The sequence below is a fragment of the Alteromonas sp. ISO5 genome (assembly GCF_058105165.1).
This window is the reverse complement of the sequence record NZ_CM176572.1, coordinates 3,346,723-3,363,229: the sequence shown is the minus strand read 5'-3', so window position 1 is coordinate 3,363,229 and position 16,507 is coordinate 3,346,723. Positions and strand designations below refer to the sequence as shown.

15 protein-coding genes are annotated in these 16,507 nt (G+C 48.2%); 1 reads left to right on the top strand and 14 read right to left on the bottom strand.

The features are described from left to right. Positions 1-7: 7 nt before the first annotated feature. The 4 genes from AC2T0J_RS15010 to AC2T0J_RS14995 all read right to left on the bottom strand — a co-directional run bounded on the left by AC2T0J_RS15010 (position 8) and on the right by AC2T0J_RS14995 (position 4,159). Positions 8-622 (bottom strand): acetyltransferase, encoded by a 615-nt coding sequence (locus AC2T0J_RS15010; protein ID WP_489806596.1) that lies wholly within the window; start codon positions 620-622, stop codon positions 8-10. After that, positions 612-1,685, bottom strand: coding sequence for an N-acetylneuraminate synthase (gene neuB / locus AC2T0J_RS15005; RefSeq protein WP_489806595.1), 1,074 nt, complete (start codon positions 1,683-1,685; stop codon positions 612-614). The genes AC2T0J_RS15010 and neuB overlap by 11 nt, the downstream gene beginning before the upstream one ends. Positions 1,686-1,801: 116 nt before the next feature. Continuing rightward, positions 1,802-2,956 carry a LegC family aminotransferase gene (locus AC2T0J_RS15000; RefSeq protein ID WP_489806594.1) on the bottom strand — a complete coding sequence of 385 codons (1,155 nt, stop codon included), beginning with the start codon at positions 2,954-2,956 and terminating at the stop codon, positions 1,802-1,804. 12 nt (positions 2,957-2,968) lie between these two features. Further along, a complete protein-coding gene (locus AC2T0J_RS14995; protein WP_489810349.1) occupies positions 2,969-4,159 on the bottom strand; it encodes a UDP-N-acetylglucosamine 4,6-dehydratase in 1,191 nt (396 codons plus the stop codon). 136 nt (positions 4,160-4,295) lie between these two features. On the opposite strand from AC2T0J_RS14995, the gene AC2T0J_RS14990 reads away from it, so the two are divergent. Continuing rightward, the gene (locus AC2T0J_RS14990; protein WP_489806593.1) at positions 4,296-5,345 is read left to right on the top strand and encodes a hypothetical protein; all 1,050 of its coding nucleotides are present in this window, start codon (positions 4,296-4,298) and stop codon (positions 5,343-5,345) included. A gap of 237 nt (positions 5,346-5,582) precedes the next feature. On the opposite strand, the gene AC2T0J_RS14985 is transcribed toward AC2T0J_RS14990, so the two are convergent. The 10 genes from AC2T0J_RS14985 to AC2T0J_RS14940 form a co-directional block, all read right to left on the bottom strand. Continuing rightward, complete coding sequence (locus AC2T0J_RS14985) at positions 5,583-5,750, bottom strand: hypothetical protein (protein WP_489806592.1); 168 nt, start codon at positions 5,748-5,750, stop codon at positions 5,583-5,585. A 64-nt stretch (positions 5,751-5,814) separates the two neighbouring features. Beyond that, on the bottom strand, positions 5,815-6,774 hold the full coding sequence (locus AC2T0J_RS14980; protein ID WP_489806591.1) for a Stealth CR1 domain-containing protein: 960 nt from the start codon (positions 6,772-6,774) through the stop codon (positions 5,815-5,817). A 24-nt stretch (positions 6,775-6,798) separates the two neighbouring features. Further along, positions 6,799-7,674, bottom strand: a complete 876-nt coding sequence (locus AC2T0J_RS14975; protein ID WP_489806590.1) for a nucleoside-diphosphate sugar epimerase/dehydratase — start codon at positions 7,672-7,674, stop codon at positions 6,799-6,801. A 39-nt stretch (positions 7,675-7,713) separates the two neighbouring features. After that, on the bottom strand, positions 7,714-11,214 hold the full coding sequence (locus AC2T0J_RS14970; protein ID WP_489806589.1) for a motility associated factor glycosyltransferase family protein: 3,501 nt from the start codon (positions 11,212-11,214) through the stop codon (positions 7,714-7,716). Between the two features lie 44 nt (positions 11,215-11,258). After that, entirely contained in the window at positions 11,259-12,467 is a 1,209-nt protein-coding gene (locus AC2T0J_RS14965) for an acyl-CoA reductase (protein ID WP_489806588.1), read from the bottom strand. Then, positions 12,451-13,521, bottom strand: coding sequence for a LuxE/PaaK family acyltransferase (locus tag AC2T0J_RS14960; protein ID WP_489806587.1), 1,071 nt, complete (start codon positions 13,519-13,521; stop codon positions 12,451-12,453). Before AC2T0J_RS14960 ends, AC2T0J_RS14965 begins: the two co-directional genes overlap by 17 nt. A gap of 1 nt (position 13,522) precedes the next feature. Beyond that, entirely contained in the window at positions 13,523-14,926 is a 1,404-nt protein-coding gene (locus AC2T0J_RS14955) for an AMP-binding protein (protein WP_489806586.1), read from the bottom strand. After that, positions 14,923-15,687 (bottom strand): SDR family NAD(P)-dependent oxidoreductase, encoded by a 765-nt coding sequence (locus AC2T0J_RS14950; protein WP_489806585.1) that lies wholly within the window; start codon positions 15,685-15,687, stop codon positions 14,923-14,925. The genes AC2T0J_RS14955 and AC2T0J_RS14950 overlap by 4 nt, the downstream gene beginning before the upstream one ends. Then, positions 15,671-15,913: an acyl carrier protein gene (locus tag AC2T0J_RS14945; protein WP_489806584.1), complete on the bottom strand. Its 243-nt coding sequence runs from the start codon at positions 15,911-15,913 to the stop codon at positions 15,671-15,673. The genes AC2T0J_RS14950 and AC2T0J_RS14945 overlap by 17 nt, the downstream gene beginning before the upstream one ends. Before the next feature lie 14 nt (positions 15,914-15,927). Further along, positions 15,928-16,506, bottom strand: a complete 579-nt coding sequence (locus AC2T0J_RS14940; protein ID WP_489806583.1) for a GNAT family N-acetyltransferase — start codon at positions 16,504-16,506, stop codon at positions 15,928-15,930. Between the last annotated feature and the right edge of the window lies 1 nt (position 16,507).

Genomic DNA, 16,507 nt, shown 5'->3' with positions numbered 1-16,507 from the left:
TCACTTTTTAACTGGTGATTGTCTGATTTGCGGCAACATCGTGACGTACTGTTGTCCCCATACCTATGATGGCATGATCGCCAACGGTAATCCCTTGCCTGAGAGCCGCAGATGCGCCAATAAATACATCATGGCCGCTGGTCACTTGCCCACACAGCAGTGCCCGTGGCGCCAAATGGCTGTGAGCCCCCACGATACAGTCATGTTCTATCACTGCTGCAGTATTAATTATACAGTGTTCGCCTAAGACAGCGTTGGTTTGCACTACCGCCTGATGAAATATCTGTACACCTTCACCAAGCGTGGCGGAGGTGGATATTACAGCATGAGGTGAAATGACTGACGCTATCGAATAGCCCCATTGTTTAAATTTACGATACAAGTCGTGTCGTAAGGTTGAAAATGGCATAAATCCAACGCCAATGACCACGTCTGTCTCCGCCGGCATGAAATGCTTTATTTCTTCGTCAGTAGCAAAACAGTTTAATGAATTAAAGGATTCAGAACGAGATGATTCCGGCGCAATTACGGCTACGACTTCACGCCCACACAACTGCAAAATATCTAAACATACAGCCGCGTGACCTCCACCACCAATTAACACTACAGGTTTATTCGACAATGAGTTCTCCTGCCTGATAGTCCCGGCTCGCTACCCGCCCCAGATATTGCCAGTAATATTTAGGAGCAACCCCCGTCCCCGGACGCTTTACAGCAAGATTTGCCGGACTAAATACTTCACCCTGTTTAATTGACTGGTCGGCCACCAGACTTTTACGCCCCACCTTAATGGTTTCAAGCTCGGAGCGTGTGGGCAATTTTACGCTCATGCCCATCGCCCGCTCAGTCATTCTCACCGCGTTAACCATCTTTTTGAGATCGCTGGGTTCAAGCGAAGCCTTATGATCAGGACCGGGTAAATTCCTATCCAACGTAAAATGCTTTTCCAGCATACACGCTCCGACAGCAGCAGCCGCTACGGGGACGATTATGCCATCACTGTGATCTGAATAACCAACAGGTAAACCAAACGCTTGCTTCATAGTGTGAATGGCATTTAGATTAATTTCATCGACAGGGGCAGGATACTCGCTGGTACAGTGCAATAACGTTATTTTTTCTGCCAGAGCGCGCTGCCCTTCATCACAGACATAAGCTTCCATGATTGCGTTCAAACTAGGTCGCGCCCGCTTCTCGGTTATCAGCCCAAATGCCAGCGTAGCTAACGCCTGTTCGATATCGGCAAGCGTTGACATGCCCGTAGATAAAATAAGCCTACAATCAGAATGGGCATGCGCAAGCAAAAAAGGTAGATTAGTAATTTCGCCTGAAGCTATTTTTAGCTGAGGCAAGCCAAGATCTTCAATCAGGAACTGTAAGCTATCATAATCAAACGCGCTGGATAGAAACCCGATATTTTGCTGTTTGCAATAGTCCACCAGTTCAAAATGCGTATCGTAGGATAGTTCTAAATTTTTCAGCATTTCAAATTGATTCTGCCGAGTACCTAAATTCCTGGCCTGATAAGCAGCCATTTCGGCCTGCGGCGTGACCAGTTCACTCGCTTTAAATGTCTGAAATTTCACAAAATCAGCACCAGAGTTAGCAGCCTCTTCTATCAATTGAAACGCCAGATTTTTGTCACCATTATGATTTACGCCGGCTTCGGCAATTATGCTGGTCATTGTCATGCTCCACGCGTATTGCTTTATTATCGGAAAAAAGACCGTAAACTTAATACCTGTGCTTGTGTATTTACGGTAGTCTGTTAGTTTTTATACCTGCTATCAAAACGCAGAATTTATGTATTTTCTAACACCGGCGAACTGGGAATATTAACCACCCGTTCAGCATAATAACGGGCAACAGATAAATCCCCATAAACACAATGTTGATACATAGGCAAGGTGGGCAGCAACTGCCATACCGGCCGGGTCATCACACCCGCGGCATTGGTTTCGAGTAGCAGATGTTCGCGCGCAGCTTTATCTTCACAAATTATGGCATTTAACCAGTAATTAGAGGTGGCGTAGTCGGGCTCCTGTAAAAACTGATACTCACTACCAGCAAAAAACGCAGCATAATCACTGGCCAGCGCTCGCTTGCGCTGAATAAAACCGTCCAACTGCTCCAGTTGCGCACAGCCCAGCGCCGCATTCAAATTAGGCATTCGGTAATTAAACCCAAGCTCATCATGATAAAACTCATAGGCATGGGGTACTTTGGCAGTGGTAGTGATGTGTTTGGCTTTTCTGGCGCGCTCAGCATCCCGGCTCAACAGCATGCCCCCGGCGCCGGTGGTAATGATTTTGTTGCCATTAAAGCTTAATACGCCCATATCGCCCAGAGTGCCGGTATGCCGGCCGTGATAGCGTGATCCCAAACTCTCTGCGGCATCTTCAATTAAGCACAAATTCCAGCGCTCACATAAATCGATAAAGCCATCCATGTCCACCGGATGACCAAAAGTATGCATGGGCACCACAGCCCGTATCGCCTGCCCGGTTGCGGACAAGCAGCACACCCCCCGCGCATCAATAAACGCAAACTCAGCCAGAAAGTCGGCCGTTTTGTGCGGGCATAATCCCAACCCTTCAGCGGCGATATCCACAAATACCGGTTCGGCACCCAGGTACTTTATGGCATTGGCGGTAGCAACAAAACTTAATGGCTGGGTGAGCACCAGGTCGCCCTGGCCAACACCGGCCAGATAAAGCGCAGCATGCAGTGCGGCGGTACCATTTACCGCAGCAACTGCACCACCGGCGTTGGTATAAGCTTTAATATCCTGTTCAAATTGCATGACATACTCACCCACACTAGACACAAAGGTACTGTCGATAGTGTTACTGACGTAGGCTTTTTCATTACCGTTAAACTGCGGTGCATGCAGCGGGATAAAGTCAGTAGTGTGATAGATTGACTGTATATAGTCAACAATATGCTCAGGTTTCATAGGCACCAGCGGCTACATTTTATCATCGAGGTATTTGCCCAGTTCATGATGGGCAAAACCTGGGATTAAATCATTAAACAGCACCAGTAAATCCTGCTTACGCCATTGCTCGGCAGCCAATAACCGGGCGATTTCAGCTTCAAAGGATGCCAGCTTGTTTTCATCAAACACCAGCTCGTTGGCGACAATGCCCACGTTGGCAAATTTATCAAGCAAGACCGTTTCGGCATCGGTGTAAAATTCTTCAAAGGCTTTTTCACCGGTCGTATCGCTTAAGGTAAACAGGCACGGCCACTGCTGTGTTGCCGGCAGACTGCCTGCCAGTGAGCGGGCTTCATCTTCACTGGCGCATTCAACTGCTTTATAACCAAGACTGCTAAGAAAATTAACCGCTATATCGGCAAAGGACGTAAGCTGTAGTTCTGCCGATAATTTAGGAAAAAACAACTCGCGGTTTTGCCCCAGTAAGCACGACATTAAGCACAGTTCACCGGACTCCTGCGGCGTAAGGAAATACCGCTTTATATCTTTAGGTGCAACAATGGGTTGCTGTTTTAACAGTCGCTGGTTAAAGCCATGGAGCAAAGAGCCGTCGGAAAACGCGACGTTAGCAAAGCGCGCCGACGAAATATCTATTTGCCCGGCATAGCGTAACAAAAACATCTCCATAATGCGTTTGGAGGCCCCCATCATATTGACCGGATTGGCCGCCTTGTCAGTGGATACACAAAAGTATTTCTTAACCCCTTTAGCGATCGCCTGCCGCACGGTTTTTTGAGTCGCAAAAATATTAGTGTTGATCATACGCATCAGCGTATAGGGATCTTTTTCCGAGCGCACATGCTTCAACGCTGACAGGTTGAGCACATAGTCATAATGGCCATCGGCATTAAAAAATGCATCATACTCCGGGGAATTAATATCCAGCGCAAAAGTACGGAATACACCATCAGTATACCCCACGGAACTGCGCAGATCGCGAACCAGTTCTACTAGGTTATTCTCGCTGATATCGACCAAATCCAGTTTGGCCGGGTTTCGTTTAAAAATTTCTTTGCTGACCGCCTGGCCAATAGTACCTGCCGCCCCTAACACTAAAAACGAGGAGGACTCGACAATGCCTTTTATGTTGTTTTCGTTGGCTGCGATGTCGTCTGTAAATATCGCGTTTGAGCGTCCAATGACATTCAGTATGTTTAGCACCCGTAGCCTGCCTGCTTTACCAATCAGATTCATTTAAGATAACATGTATCGGTCGAAATTCAACAAAATCAAGGCTTAATGTAATATTGTAGATTGTTGAAAAATATAACAAATTAAGAGAAAACAGGGAGATAACGTGAAGGCCATTTTTATCATTCGCGGCCCGCTGCATGCCATTAATGTTACCGAGGCAGTAAAATGCTTCGGAATTCGCCAGGCAATCTGCATACTTTATTTGTCGCACAAGCCCGTTGGTCAGAAACACGATGAACAATGTTCAGCAATTCTCGCGCCTGTCGGCAATCTCTCACTGATAAAGATTCACACCCACGAATCCGCCACATTAGCACAGCGAATTGGTTGGTACGGTGAACATATTAATGCCCTTAAAACGTTTGATGCAGACCTAGTGTTCTTTAGCGATATCCGCGTGCAATGGCAGAAAGACCTTGTCACTACCCTAAACAAAAAAACCTATCTGATGGATGAAGGAGCTTTCAGTATTATCGCGCACAATCTGCTTGCTACCCGAAAACGCTTTTTCCATTTACCAGCAGGGGGCACCTCGGCACGGCGCACATTGGCACTGGAGATAAAAGCACAGTACGGCATAGTGGAGCAGGATGACTATCCCTACCACTTTTTTACGTTTTTAAAAGACCTTGCGCCCATTGAGGGCGTTGATATAGCCGAGAATCCTTTATCAGACACCAGGCGACAGTGGCCGGCGCTGGATCACTGCCGTCACGTTATTGTGGGCTCTAACTTTTGCAATACCTTTAATCTGGCAGAGCAGCATTATTGCGATCTGGTTGCTCAACTGGTGTTAGCGGATAAGCAAAATATCTATATCCCGCACCCTGGCGTATCAGACAGCACCATCGAGTTACTACAACAGCAACTGCCCGCACTTATGATCACCCGCCTACAGCAACCCATAGAACAATGGCTGGCCGGTGCGGCACTCCCTCCAGCAGACATATCGTCTTTTTACTCGGCAGCGCTTTGCACCATTGATGCCTGCATGCCACAGCTAACCCTGCGCTGCTATAAACTCCCCGAACAGGTGGTTGAAATGATTAACCAGCGCCCGGTATGGGGAATCGACAATATCGAATTTAAACAAACGATCCCCTGGATTTACGACTATCTCGCCAGACACAATGCGGTGATTGAAATCGACTAAATAAACCAACACAACTTAGCGCTATTTATGCAACAACATTGCTTTTCATGTATTTTTTTAAGCGTAATAGCGCAAGCAAACCAATTCGGGCTATGTTTAGCACAACATTCTATGTAGTCTAAAGGACCAATGGTTACAGCCTCAGGGCCGAAGGGCGACTGAGACACCGGTTGCAGTTTCTCTGTTTGGCATTATTGAATACGAAAATATAAGCCTGAAATGAGTAACCCTTGGGCTCTATTTAGAAGAATACAACCATTTAAATACAGGAAGTGACAAGGATTTTAACACCATGTACAAAACACCGTAGAGCTTAGCTGTAATTCCGTGTTTACGGAAGGTTTCGATAAATCCAGCAACCTTGTCGCAACAAAAGCCAATATTACTGGCGCAGGCGATTGCCATTTATTTTCCTATAGATCAGAGCAGCCCATGGCCGCGTTTCAATCCATAAAAACACCTTATCATATTAATAAATTTCTGCCTTAAGCGGATCACCGCAAAGGCGGTTAAGCCAGTCATCGACCTCGGGCATTCTGGCGATCAGCGACTGATACTCGTTTAAGCAAAACATTTTACGCTCACCGCGTTGTAATAAATCAAATAAAAAAGCGATTTTGTCGGGGTGCCCTTCGCGACATAGCTGCACACTAAAGTGCACCATCAACTCGGTATCAAACAACTGGCATTGCTGCTGCTCAATCACATCATGCATATACAGTGACTCTATTAAAAACTGCGATTCGTGACGAAAACGGTGCACCAGATTGTTACTAAACTCAGCCGGAAAACGCTGCTGTAACTGGCGTAAGCGCGGTTTATCGAAAGGTAAAAAGCCGTGGCTGGGGCGATAAAACTCAGGGCTTTTCCTGATCATCTGTGCTGCCTGATAGATGCCCTGATCGTACAAGCTGTTCACCGGCCAGCTTTGGGTGATGTGTTTATCAGCATAAATCACCGGCTTACCATCTTTAAAAAAGAAATCAGGCTCAACGGCACTGCTCATCATCACATCATCATTACCTACCAGGTAGCAGTCAGACAATTTATCCAGATACATAAGTTGAGTGGCAATACTGCGGGAATTGAACGTTGGCAGATACTGACTAGCCCCGGCGAAGAGCTCGGTATGATCGATAATTTCGATGCGGTCGGTTGCCAGCAGTTGGGGATCAAGAAAGGTCGGAACCTGCTGATCGGTAACAAGGTAAATCCTGTTATACCATGGCGCATGTGTCACAATAGAACGTAAACAGTATTTGAGTTCATTAAACTGCACAAACCGGCGATCATCGGTCGACTGTTCTTTGTTTTTATCCGATTCTAACTTGAAGTCTTTGAGGTAGCGGTGCTTTTTAGCCTGATGAACAGGATCCTGACCATCGACCCAAAAAATAACAAAATCAATCTTTTCTGCATTGTCAGTCATATCTTCGCCTAGCGGTTATGATTATCAAAGCGGCGTACCGCCTTCAAGCATACTCAGGTTCCATTGCTTAATCGGTGTACGCCAGCTCTCGCCATAATGCCCTGCCAGATAGCCTTCGGTATCCTCGGGCACGATCAGGCGATGGCTACGAAAGCGATAACTCCTGCGATAATGCATAAAGCGGCTATGGGTGGTAATACCGCGTGATGCCAGCACAAAATCCATGCGCTCATCATCGATGTATTTAACAAACAGATCCACACTGGGTAAGCCAGTGTTAGCATTAACCGGACTAAGCTTAACGGAGCGGATATCACCTTGTTTAACTGCGCCAAAATCATAGGTACTGGTGTAACTGTTAGCCTGCCACGCTGCGCCGGTCAACTGGCGTAATGCATGTAAAATATCCTCCAGCTCTGCCATTACCTGCGCCATATCACTGCTAAGTAACGCCAAATCCAAGTCGTCGTCCCAGGGGATCAGTGCATTATCCCGGTATACGCCTAACAGCGTACCGGCATCCACATAAAAGCTGATGTCGCGCTGCTCGAGTTGTTCGCACAGCAGACCCAGTACGTCTTCAGCGACCGAGCAGTCGTTGTGTTCAAAATGGAAACCTTTAATCTGACAAGCCGACAGCACTTTAATTGTGGCCGCATCTATAGCAAAGTCGTTAATTAACTGTTGCTCAATTTTCTCGAAAAATTCACTGGCGATATAAATAAAATCAAACGACAACTCAGCCAGTTCACTGGTATGTAATACCGGCAGACCATCAATGTCGCTTCCGGCTTTCGCCTGGTTATTATCTAAAAAGCCGGCAATATTTACATCAGTAAGCTGTTTGGCTGCCGCCTCGCCGGCCTGACCTGCACCAAATATATATACGGTTTTCTTCATGTTGCAGCGCTCCCTGTTCACGGCGTGATGGCTTAGCGGTTACTTAAGTTCGAGCCCAAGGCGTCTGGCAAAGTCAGCTTCCATACTGCGCTCATAGGTGACTAATAACAGATCCTGAATCAACCCTTCACGCAAGCACACCCGCCCACGCGAGCCGAGGTCATCAAACACGTTAGCATCGACCGCGAGCGGATCACGTGGCACCGCAATCACACTGGGAAAATCAACATATTGCTCAAAGGCGGGTAAATCAACGACCCATGAGGCTAAAAATTCTCGATACGCATTATCCATCGACGTTAAAAATGCCAGCTTGGGAATAACGTACTTAAACGCTTTACCCAGGGTAAAACAACGCAATGCACTAAAGCCTATTTTTTGTAGGCTGGCAAATGGGTATTTGCCGTCAAAAAAGTCGTTGAGATGCTGCTCGCTACTGATAACTTCGGGGTAAAATACCGCTAACGTACCGGGCGCGGGCGTCTGGCCACTAAGCTCGTATTGAAATGGACTGTTATAATATTCCAACGTAAACACCTGCTCATCAAACTGCCCTTGCACCAGAGCTGTAGCGCCTAAGCAAGGCGAGGAAAGTACCTTTACCTTCAGCCCATTGGCACCACCGGAAATTGCCTTAGCGATGGGTTCTGCACCGGCCGTTTGTATATACGCCACCTCCCAGTAGCTAAGTACTTTTCGGCTAAGGAAAACCCGCTCTCGGTGATTAGCCATAGAGCTGGCAAGGTCAAACACTGACAAAATATAATGCTGCTGCGCTGCGCATTGGGTTAAAAAAGCTTCCCAGAAGTCTTTAGCCTGTTGCAGGGTTTCCAGCTTAAGGCTGGTTTGACTTACCAGCTTACTAAATACCGAGTTGGCGTAGTTGACAGTACCATAAAGTAAGTAAAACAGTAGAGACTTGCCGTTGCTATAAGAGGCAAAGAGCATGTCTTTCTGCCTGGTGATAAGTTCTTCTGCATCGGCGGCTGCAGTAATTGGCTGACGGATCAGCTCGAGCATTCCATTTAATTCAAACTCAAGGTTTTTGGGCTGATATTTATCTGCGAACCGCTCTTTGTATTCGGTAAATTCAGGCGCAGGTAAGAATACACGCTGATTTATCGCGGCCAGTGCCGAGTCTTTATCCGCCGCAGAATTGACCAACAAAATATTCTCGGTTTGCAACGGGCTGGCCCCTTTAATTCTCGCACCGTCACTAGTGTTATAACAATCGATTTTCTGATTATTCAGAGTTTGTTCCAGAATCTCTTTTGAAACCTTAAACTCATGTTTAGTGAAGATGGTCTTTTTAAAATTACCCGGCACGACAATAGAGGTATTGTTCTTCTCTCGGTAGTTGTAGGCTTCTTTACCGTCATTATTGTAATAGCCCGACAGACTGGAGTGATGCTTATTCTGATCAGCAAAGCCCAGGTCCACCCCAAACAGATACATCTGGTTAAAGCCCATTTGACTAAACACATTTACCGCAAAGTTAGACACCGTTGGAAAAGCAAATTCCAGCTCTTCGTATTTTTTTCTATTCAGCACGTTCAGGGCGCACGCCGTCGAAGACTCTCCAGCCTTAAAGGCAATAAATACATTAGCAAATAATGCGCAGGTATCCGGGTGAATACCGTTACAGCTAATAAGAGTAATTTGTTTAAGGTAATCAAAATCCCCTACCCGGCAGATCCAGTCAAAGGTGGAACGATTTTGTTCTATCTCGGCATGAAAATCCGGGGTAATACTGTTTTTATACAAGGGCATCAGGGCGGTGCCGCATGACACCACAATCGCTCGCCCCTGCCATTCCTTGATAGCGCTAATGGCGTCATCAAGGGACGGGCCGTTACCCACAATAAAGACTGCTACGTCCTTATCCTGCGCGGTCAGATATTTCGCTGGTTTGGCCTGCAGCAGCGGATATCCCTGGCTGATGATTTCGGTAGTGTGAGCAATACCATAACGGGCATGGTCGTAATATTCGCCCATAGAGATAACAATTTGCAGTTGCTCACGTAGTTGCACCAGCGCCTGTACCAGATTCGCATTGTAATAGGTCTGATAAAAATAAGTACTGGCCAGAATATACGGGCCGACCGAATAAAACTGCGATAACAAATCGCGGAATAAGTGCGTGCCATCATCACCGATGTTAATATATATTCGACTATCATTTTCATCGATGGTGGTCAGAATGCCCTGCCAGTCGATAGCAAATAACGAGGCATAGAAGAAGTCACGGTTGGGTTCACACAGAAACAGCTTTTCCACGGTCTTTCCGTCGAATAACGCCTCAAGCTGATAACCTAGGCCAATACCAAACATGATCATTGACTTAACGGTTTCCGGTAACTGCCCCGCCTCGTCGCTGACATCGCGGAGCAATTTTTCAGTATTGGCAACAAACTGATAATGCAAATACTTCTTTAGTTTGGTGCCGTTGTAACCCAGTACCAGACCATCTTTTTGCGGATGGTGATTGAAGTGCTCAAAATGGGTCAGTGCATCGTCCCTGGCGGACTCCCCATTAAACGCCACCAGTGAAATCTTTTGGATCAGGTTAACGTCACCATTATCCCGTTTTACTGGCAGCCAGTCCTGCGGCTGGTAGTTCTTAAACTCTTTATAAATCGCCGGAAAGTATTTCTTAAACGCGGCCAGATTATTCACAAACTGCTCGTCATCGGGGCCCACAGTCTGATACTGCTCCAGCGTAATGCTCTCAGACCAGATAGGCAGATACAAGTTCGGCTCGTTATGCATGGCGTACTTAAAGCCGTCTTTCTGCAACTGCGCCCAGGATTTATGCCTGAGACCATAATCCACGGCATCAAACACGGTATGATTATAGTGCTTGTAAAAATAGAAACCGCCTACCGGCACATGGGCGGCCAGTTCTTCCATATCGCTTAACAGATCGCGTCCGTCTTTACCTATTTGCAGGTAAACTGATGTTCCCTTAGCATCCATTGTCTGTAGCAGTTGCAACCAGTCGGTGGTCAGAATAGAGCACTGAAAATACTGCCGTTCAGGTTCGTATACGATGAGATGTGTAATCTGGTACCGCTCAACCAGCTCGCGAATATGATAGCCCAGGCCAAGACCAAACACGACCAACACATTAACGTCTGGCGGTAACGGCGCTAAGGCCTTATGCTGCTGGTAACTGGATAACGCGGTCAGTTCATTGGCACTGTTATCAATCTCAGCAGCAGCCTCCCCGGTCAGGGAAATATACGGCGCATGGCTGGTAAACAGGGAAAATTGCTTGTAAATTTCCGCATCAGGGTTAAGCCCGTACATGGTTCTGCCGGTGCCATAATCCACAATATTGTACTGGGCGTTTTTATTGGCAAATATGGCAATATTCTGTGTGGTGACATCCCGCACATCAGCTACCAGCGACGGAATATACCGGGCAAAGGCATTTACGCTACGCCGGTGATTAAAAACAATCTTTTCAGAAAGCTGCTGTTCCAGCTGATGTTGTAATGCTTCATCTGTTGCCAGATGCAGGCGGATATCTTTTAACATCCATTAACCTCGGTTAGTTAAAGCCGTTGTTGTCGTGCGTTTAATTAACGTGTCTGCTTACCACTAAATACGCTAATTAAATCCACACCATCCCATTTTTCGTTAAATTCCAGCGCTTTACCCAACGGAACCAAACGTTTGCACTGCCCCTGCGCCGGTAGCAATTCCGTCTGCGGAATTCCTGCGTAGCTTACCGTTTGTAATTTTGCTGAGCAGGCAATCTCATCCATACAGCCGATATCCTGTTCCAGCAATAAACCGTGACCCCTATGGGCCTGCAGCATAGCCGCAGTCAATGTTTTGACTTTAGCGCGTGCCAGCGCTCCCATACTCAGTACAGATGCAAATTTACTGCCACAGTCCTCGGCTATGAGTTGCAAAGTAAAGCCTGCGGCCAGCGTTTGTAACAGAATGTGCTGTTCGACCTTGTCACTGAGCTCCAAATGATGAGTCACGCTGCGCATTTCTTGCTGCACCGCCTGCCAGAATTGAACTTGCAATACTGACACAGTGTCCAGCCAGTAGAGTGCTTTCGGCGAAGAGCAGGCCTGCTGACCAAACGGTAAAACGTCAGCCAGCAACGCTTTGGCCATAGCAGGAATATCACTGCGGGCATCCAGTTTCAGCACAGCAACCGAGTAACGATCCGGAAAACAAATCTGCGGCGTTTGCGGGGCTATCGCCGATATAGCGGCAACAGCTTTGTCGCCGCCCCAGATCACCCGTAGATCGCTCCACTGACTTAACGCTGCAGTAACGTCCTGATCAGACGCCGGGTATTGCACCACGCCAATCAGCGGTGCCATCGTTTTACCTTGCGGCGATGCAATAAACGCCTTTAACAGTTTAATCAGCAACCAGGTAACATCACCGCTACGCTCACTTACCCGCACAATATTCTGATTACCACAAAGTACCGACAACAACACCGAATACATAAATACGGTATCTACATTTGCCGGTGCAATATGAAAAACCGTTTTAGCCTTACCTGCCGGCATTTTGTGAGACTTTGCTGCTGCCAGTTGTTTAACATGAGTGCCACGAAACCAAAATCCCAGCGCAATGATTTCCGGGTACTGCCTAGCATCAGGATGCTTGAGCAAATATCCCGAAAACTGTTCCACGGCGTCAAGAATATCTACCTGCCAGGGATTTACTGGCGTGCCGGCTGATTGAGTAAGCGGAAGATGCCAGATTACATTGGTAGCAGTTTGTGTATGGGCCAGCGCCTGATTAGGAGAATGTATCACTGCATCCCTTCACTTGAGCTCTTGGCACCCGGCCGTGCACCTTAAAATATTTCCCCAACCGGCCACAGGCGCAATCATCTTCGCCAATAATCGTGCCGAGATCCTCTGTCAATATGCAATGGCCGGGGTAACTGGTTGGTAACACCGAGTTCACCTGAATTAATCCCTTTTCACCGTTATCTACCACATTCAAATCGGCTGGGTTGCGAATAAGCACATCCGACCAAACCGGCGTATGTAAGTGGCCTTGCTCACACTGCATATAAATGGTGCCGGTTTGCTCTACCATGCCGTAATAGTCGTGCACACTTACGTTGCCCAGGGTATTTTGGATAGTCGCCTTAAACTGCGCGTCGCTAACCGCTTGTTCCTGCATTTTCTTCCAGCCACCGCCGTGGATCAGGATGGCATTGGTTAAATCAACAGTGAGCCCCTGCTTTATCATCGCTTGAATAAACTGCTGCCAGACGATGAACGTAAAACCAAATATCAGTACGGGCTGCTCACTGTGCTCGGTAAAAAACGCCTGAACTTTATCCACGTCTAGTTGCATTTCATCATCCAGCGCGTAGCAATGGTGGCGACCAAAAAAAGATAATCCCTGTAGCCCTGCCGCTCTGGCGGTCATTGCACCGGCTTTTTTCACCGTGGAGGGGGCATCGATTAACAGCATCGGCCGCCGCTGCTTACCCAACCAGCTTTGCAAAATCTTGACCAGTACCTGACTCTGGCGCTTGGCCGACGGGCCATCCAGGGTTATTTTTGAAGCTTGACCGCTGGTGCCGGATGAACGCATTTGTCTGAACACTTCGGACTCTTCAATACTGGCCAGTTCAAGATCCTTAAACAACCTCGCCGCTACAGGCACCTGCCCCAGGCTTCCGGCACGGCTGAAATCAAACGCCTGGCAGTCAATTAATTGCTTATAGGCCTGGCAATGCTCGTAATGATGGGCACTCAGGCGCGGTAGCAATTCATCCAGCATGGCTTGCTTTTGGGCACTGGCCAGGCCATAAACAGGCAAATCAAATAAGTCAGGCGGATAGCTAAACATGTCAGGTCGCCCCTTTTTGTTGCTGTGCCAGATGGGCGTAATCAATCTTACCGTTGTCCAGCAGCTCAATAGTAACATTCGCCCTCAGACGGATATTTCGTTTCGGAATAGCCAGCGTTTTTACCAGAATGTCGGTGAGTTGCGCGCTTTGCTCGCTGGACAGCTCGCCGCTATAAATTGCGATAAGCTTGTCATCTTCACCCATCACGCAGGCCGCTAATGGCAGGCTTTGCTGGGCAAGTACGCTCAGAAACGTCTGTTCCACTACATCCAGATTAACCCGTTCGCCGGCAATTTTGATCATTCGTTTGGTGCGGCCGGTAATCGTATAATCACCCTCGGCGTCACACACCGCCAAATCGCCGGTGGCCAGCCATTCTGGTGGTGAAAAGGTGGCTAAATCGGCCGCCTCGGCAACGTAGCCCAGCATGACATTGTCACCACGATAGCAAAGCTCCCCCTCACCATCCGGTCTGGTGACGCCTGTCAGTTTAAATTCGCCTCCGGCAATCGCCTGCCCCATGGCGCCAGGCTTTTGTAATACCTTTTCTGGCGCCAGGTAAGCCATACGGGCGGTGGCCTCGGTTTGGCCGTACATGACATAAAATGCTTTATCGGTTTGTTTGGCGTACTTGGCCAGGCTGGTCACATGAGCCTGAGCCAGCTTACCGCCAGCCTGAGTAAAGTAGCGTAGTGCTGGTAACTCCATGCGGGTAAAGCGCAGTCGAAGCAGCATTTCGTAAAAAGAGGGTACACCAGCCAGCGACGTTACCGGACGGCTTTTTACGAGTTCCCAGAACGCTTTATCAAACACGCTGTGGCGGGTAAAGCAGATAGTAGCGCCCGCTTTGAGATGCGTATGCAATACCGACAACCCGTAGGAATAACTGAGCGGCAGGGTAGCCAGCGTAATATCCTCTGCCGCAATGGGCAAGTAGTCTAAAATGGCATCACAGTTCGCCATCAGGTTGCGTTGTGACAGAGCCACGCATTTACCGGCGCCAGTGCTACCGGAGGTAGATAATAACAAACTTAGCCGGGCGTCGGTTGCCAATGGTTCGTTATGCAAAAGCGTAACGGTGCCATCGCCTACCACTACACTGGGAGTTAAAGCCTCTGCATACTGCTCACGGGTGGTCAACGAACACTCGGGATTAAGCAGTAGCACCACATAATCCAGACTCAGCGCAGTGAGGTAATCCACCACACTGGTGATACTGTTATCAATAAGCATCATCACCACCGGGCGATGAAGGGATACAATTTGTTGCCAGTTCCGCGCCCGTTGCTCAATAGCTTCACTTAGCTCGCGATACGTTAGGCTGTCGGTGTCATCTATCAGTGCCACGCGTTCTGAATGACGGTGGGCTTCAATAAACGGGATCACCAGCTCTGCATGACTCATGGGCAAAAGTGTCCATCAACAGGTAGCACATGCCCGGTGGTATAACCGGCCTGCTCGGAGAGTAAATAGAGTACGGCGTCAGCCACTTCTTTAGCAGTGCCGGCACGCTGCAGCACGGTGCGCTGCAGCACTTTTTGTCTGGCTTCATCCTCGTAATGTTCTGTCAGGGGGGTATCGATAAATCCAGGGGCCACTGCATTCACCCGAATTCCCACCGGAGCCAGTTCTTTCGCCAGGGATTTGGTTGCGCCAGTCAGGGCGGCTTTACTGGCCGCATAAGCGCTCATGCCTTTACTGCCTTGCTCACTAACCTGCGACACAATATTAACGATACTGCCTCGGCGCAACCGACTCATTAACCGGCTGGCCAGTTGCATATGCTGATAAGGAGCGAGAAAGTTAATATTGAGCTGCTGTTTAAGTTTGTCCATGCTGGTTACCGATAACGGCGACTCCAGCATCACACCAGCATTATTCACCAGGCCAAATAAAGGCGGTGCCTGCCCATCCGAGACCTGGCGCTGCAGTTGCCGGAAGATGACTTTCACCGCATGCTCGTCGGTCACGTCGTAAACCAGCGGCCGTAATGCTTTACCAAAGGTTTCCTGCATGGCGCTGAGCGCATCTTCGTTGCGACCGCCAGCAAACACGGTGGCACCGCGTTCTATGCAAGCGGCCACAATAGCCTGACCGATGCCGCCGGAGGCCCCGGTAACCAGTACAGACGCACTTTGTAAACCAGTATTAGGCGAAGCTGACATCGTATTTTTGTAAAATCAGTTTAGCCTGGGCCACCGAGCTCATGTCAATAATGTCATCGGTATCCAGCATCACATCAAACACATTTTCCAGCTCCGCAATTAATACCATGTGCGCCGTTGAGTCCCACTCAGGGATGGTATTGTATGTGAGTCCGTCGGTTACTTTTTCCGGCGGGATCCCCAGTGCATCACTGAAGGCTTGTTGTAATTGTTGTTGCGTATCCACGTGTATCTCGTTCCTTATTTTGCGTTGCGAGTGCGTGATAAAAACTGTTTAATCGGCGTCGTGGCCCGACGGTAATTTTCCACATCCAGTTCCAGCACCGTCAGCTCTTCATCTTCGACAATGGTATAACCGAGTTTTTGATTGTAACTCATTGCATTGTGATTACTGCGTTTAACCACCGCCCGAAAACGTTTGGTGCCCAGCTGGTCGAAGCAGAAGTCGTACATGGCCAGTGTGGGGGCAAAAGCGACAATATTGCCTTGATAACGCCGTTCGCCAATGTACAAGCCGGGCTCAAGTAAACTGGCCAGCGCCACGGCTTTACCGCTTTCCAACGATTTAACATTGGTAGCGCCAATTAACTGGTCACGAAATTTAATGACCCAGTGCAATTGTTTAGGGTCGAGGTGCGTTTTTTTGAACCACGCCTGTTGTTGTTCTTCACTGATAGGTTCGTCTGACAGCATCTGCCGGCGAATTTCGTCCTGATTACGCCAGTTGCGCAGCAAACCCTGATGGGCTTGTGTCATCGGTAATAACTCTACCTGATAGGCACTGAGCGAAAAACGGTTTACCGGCTCGTCACTCAACATA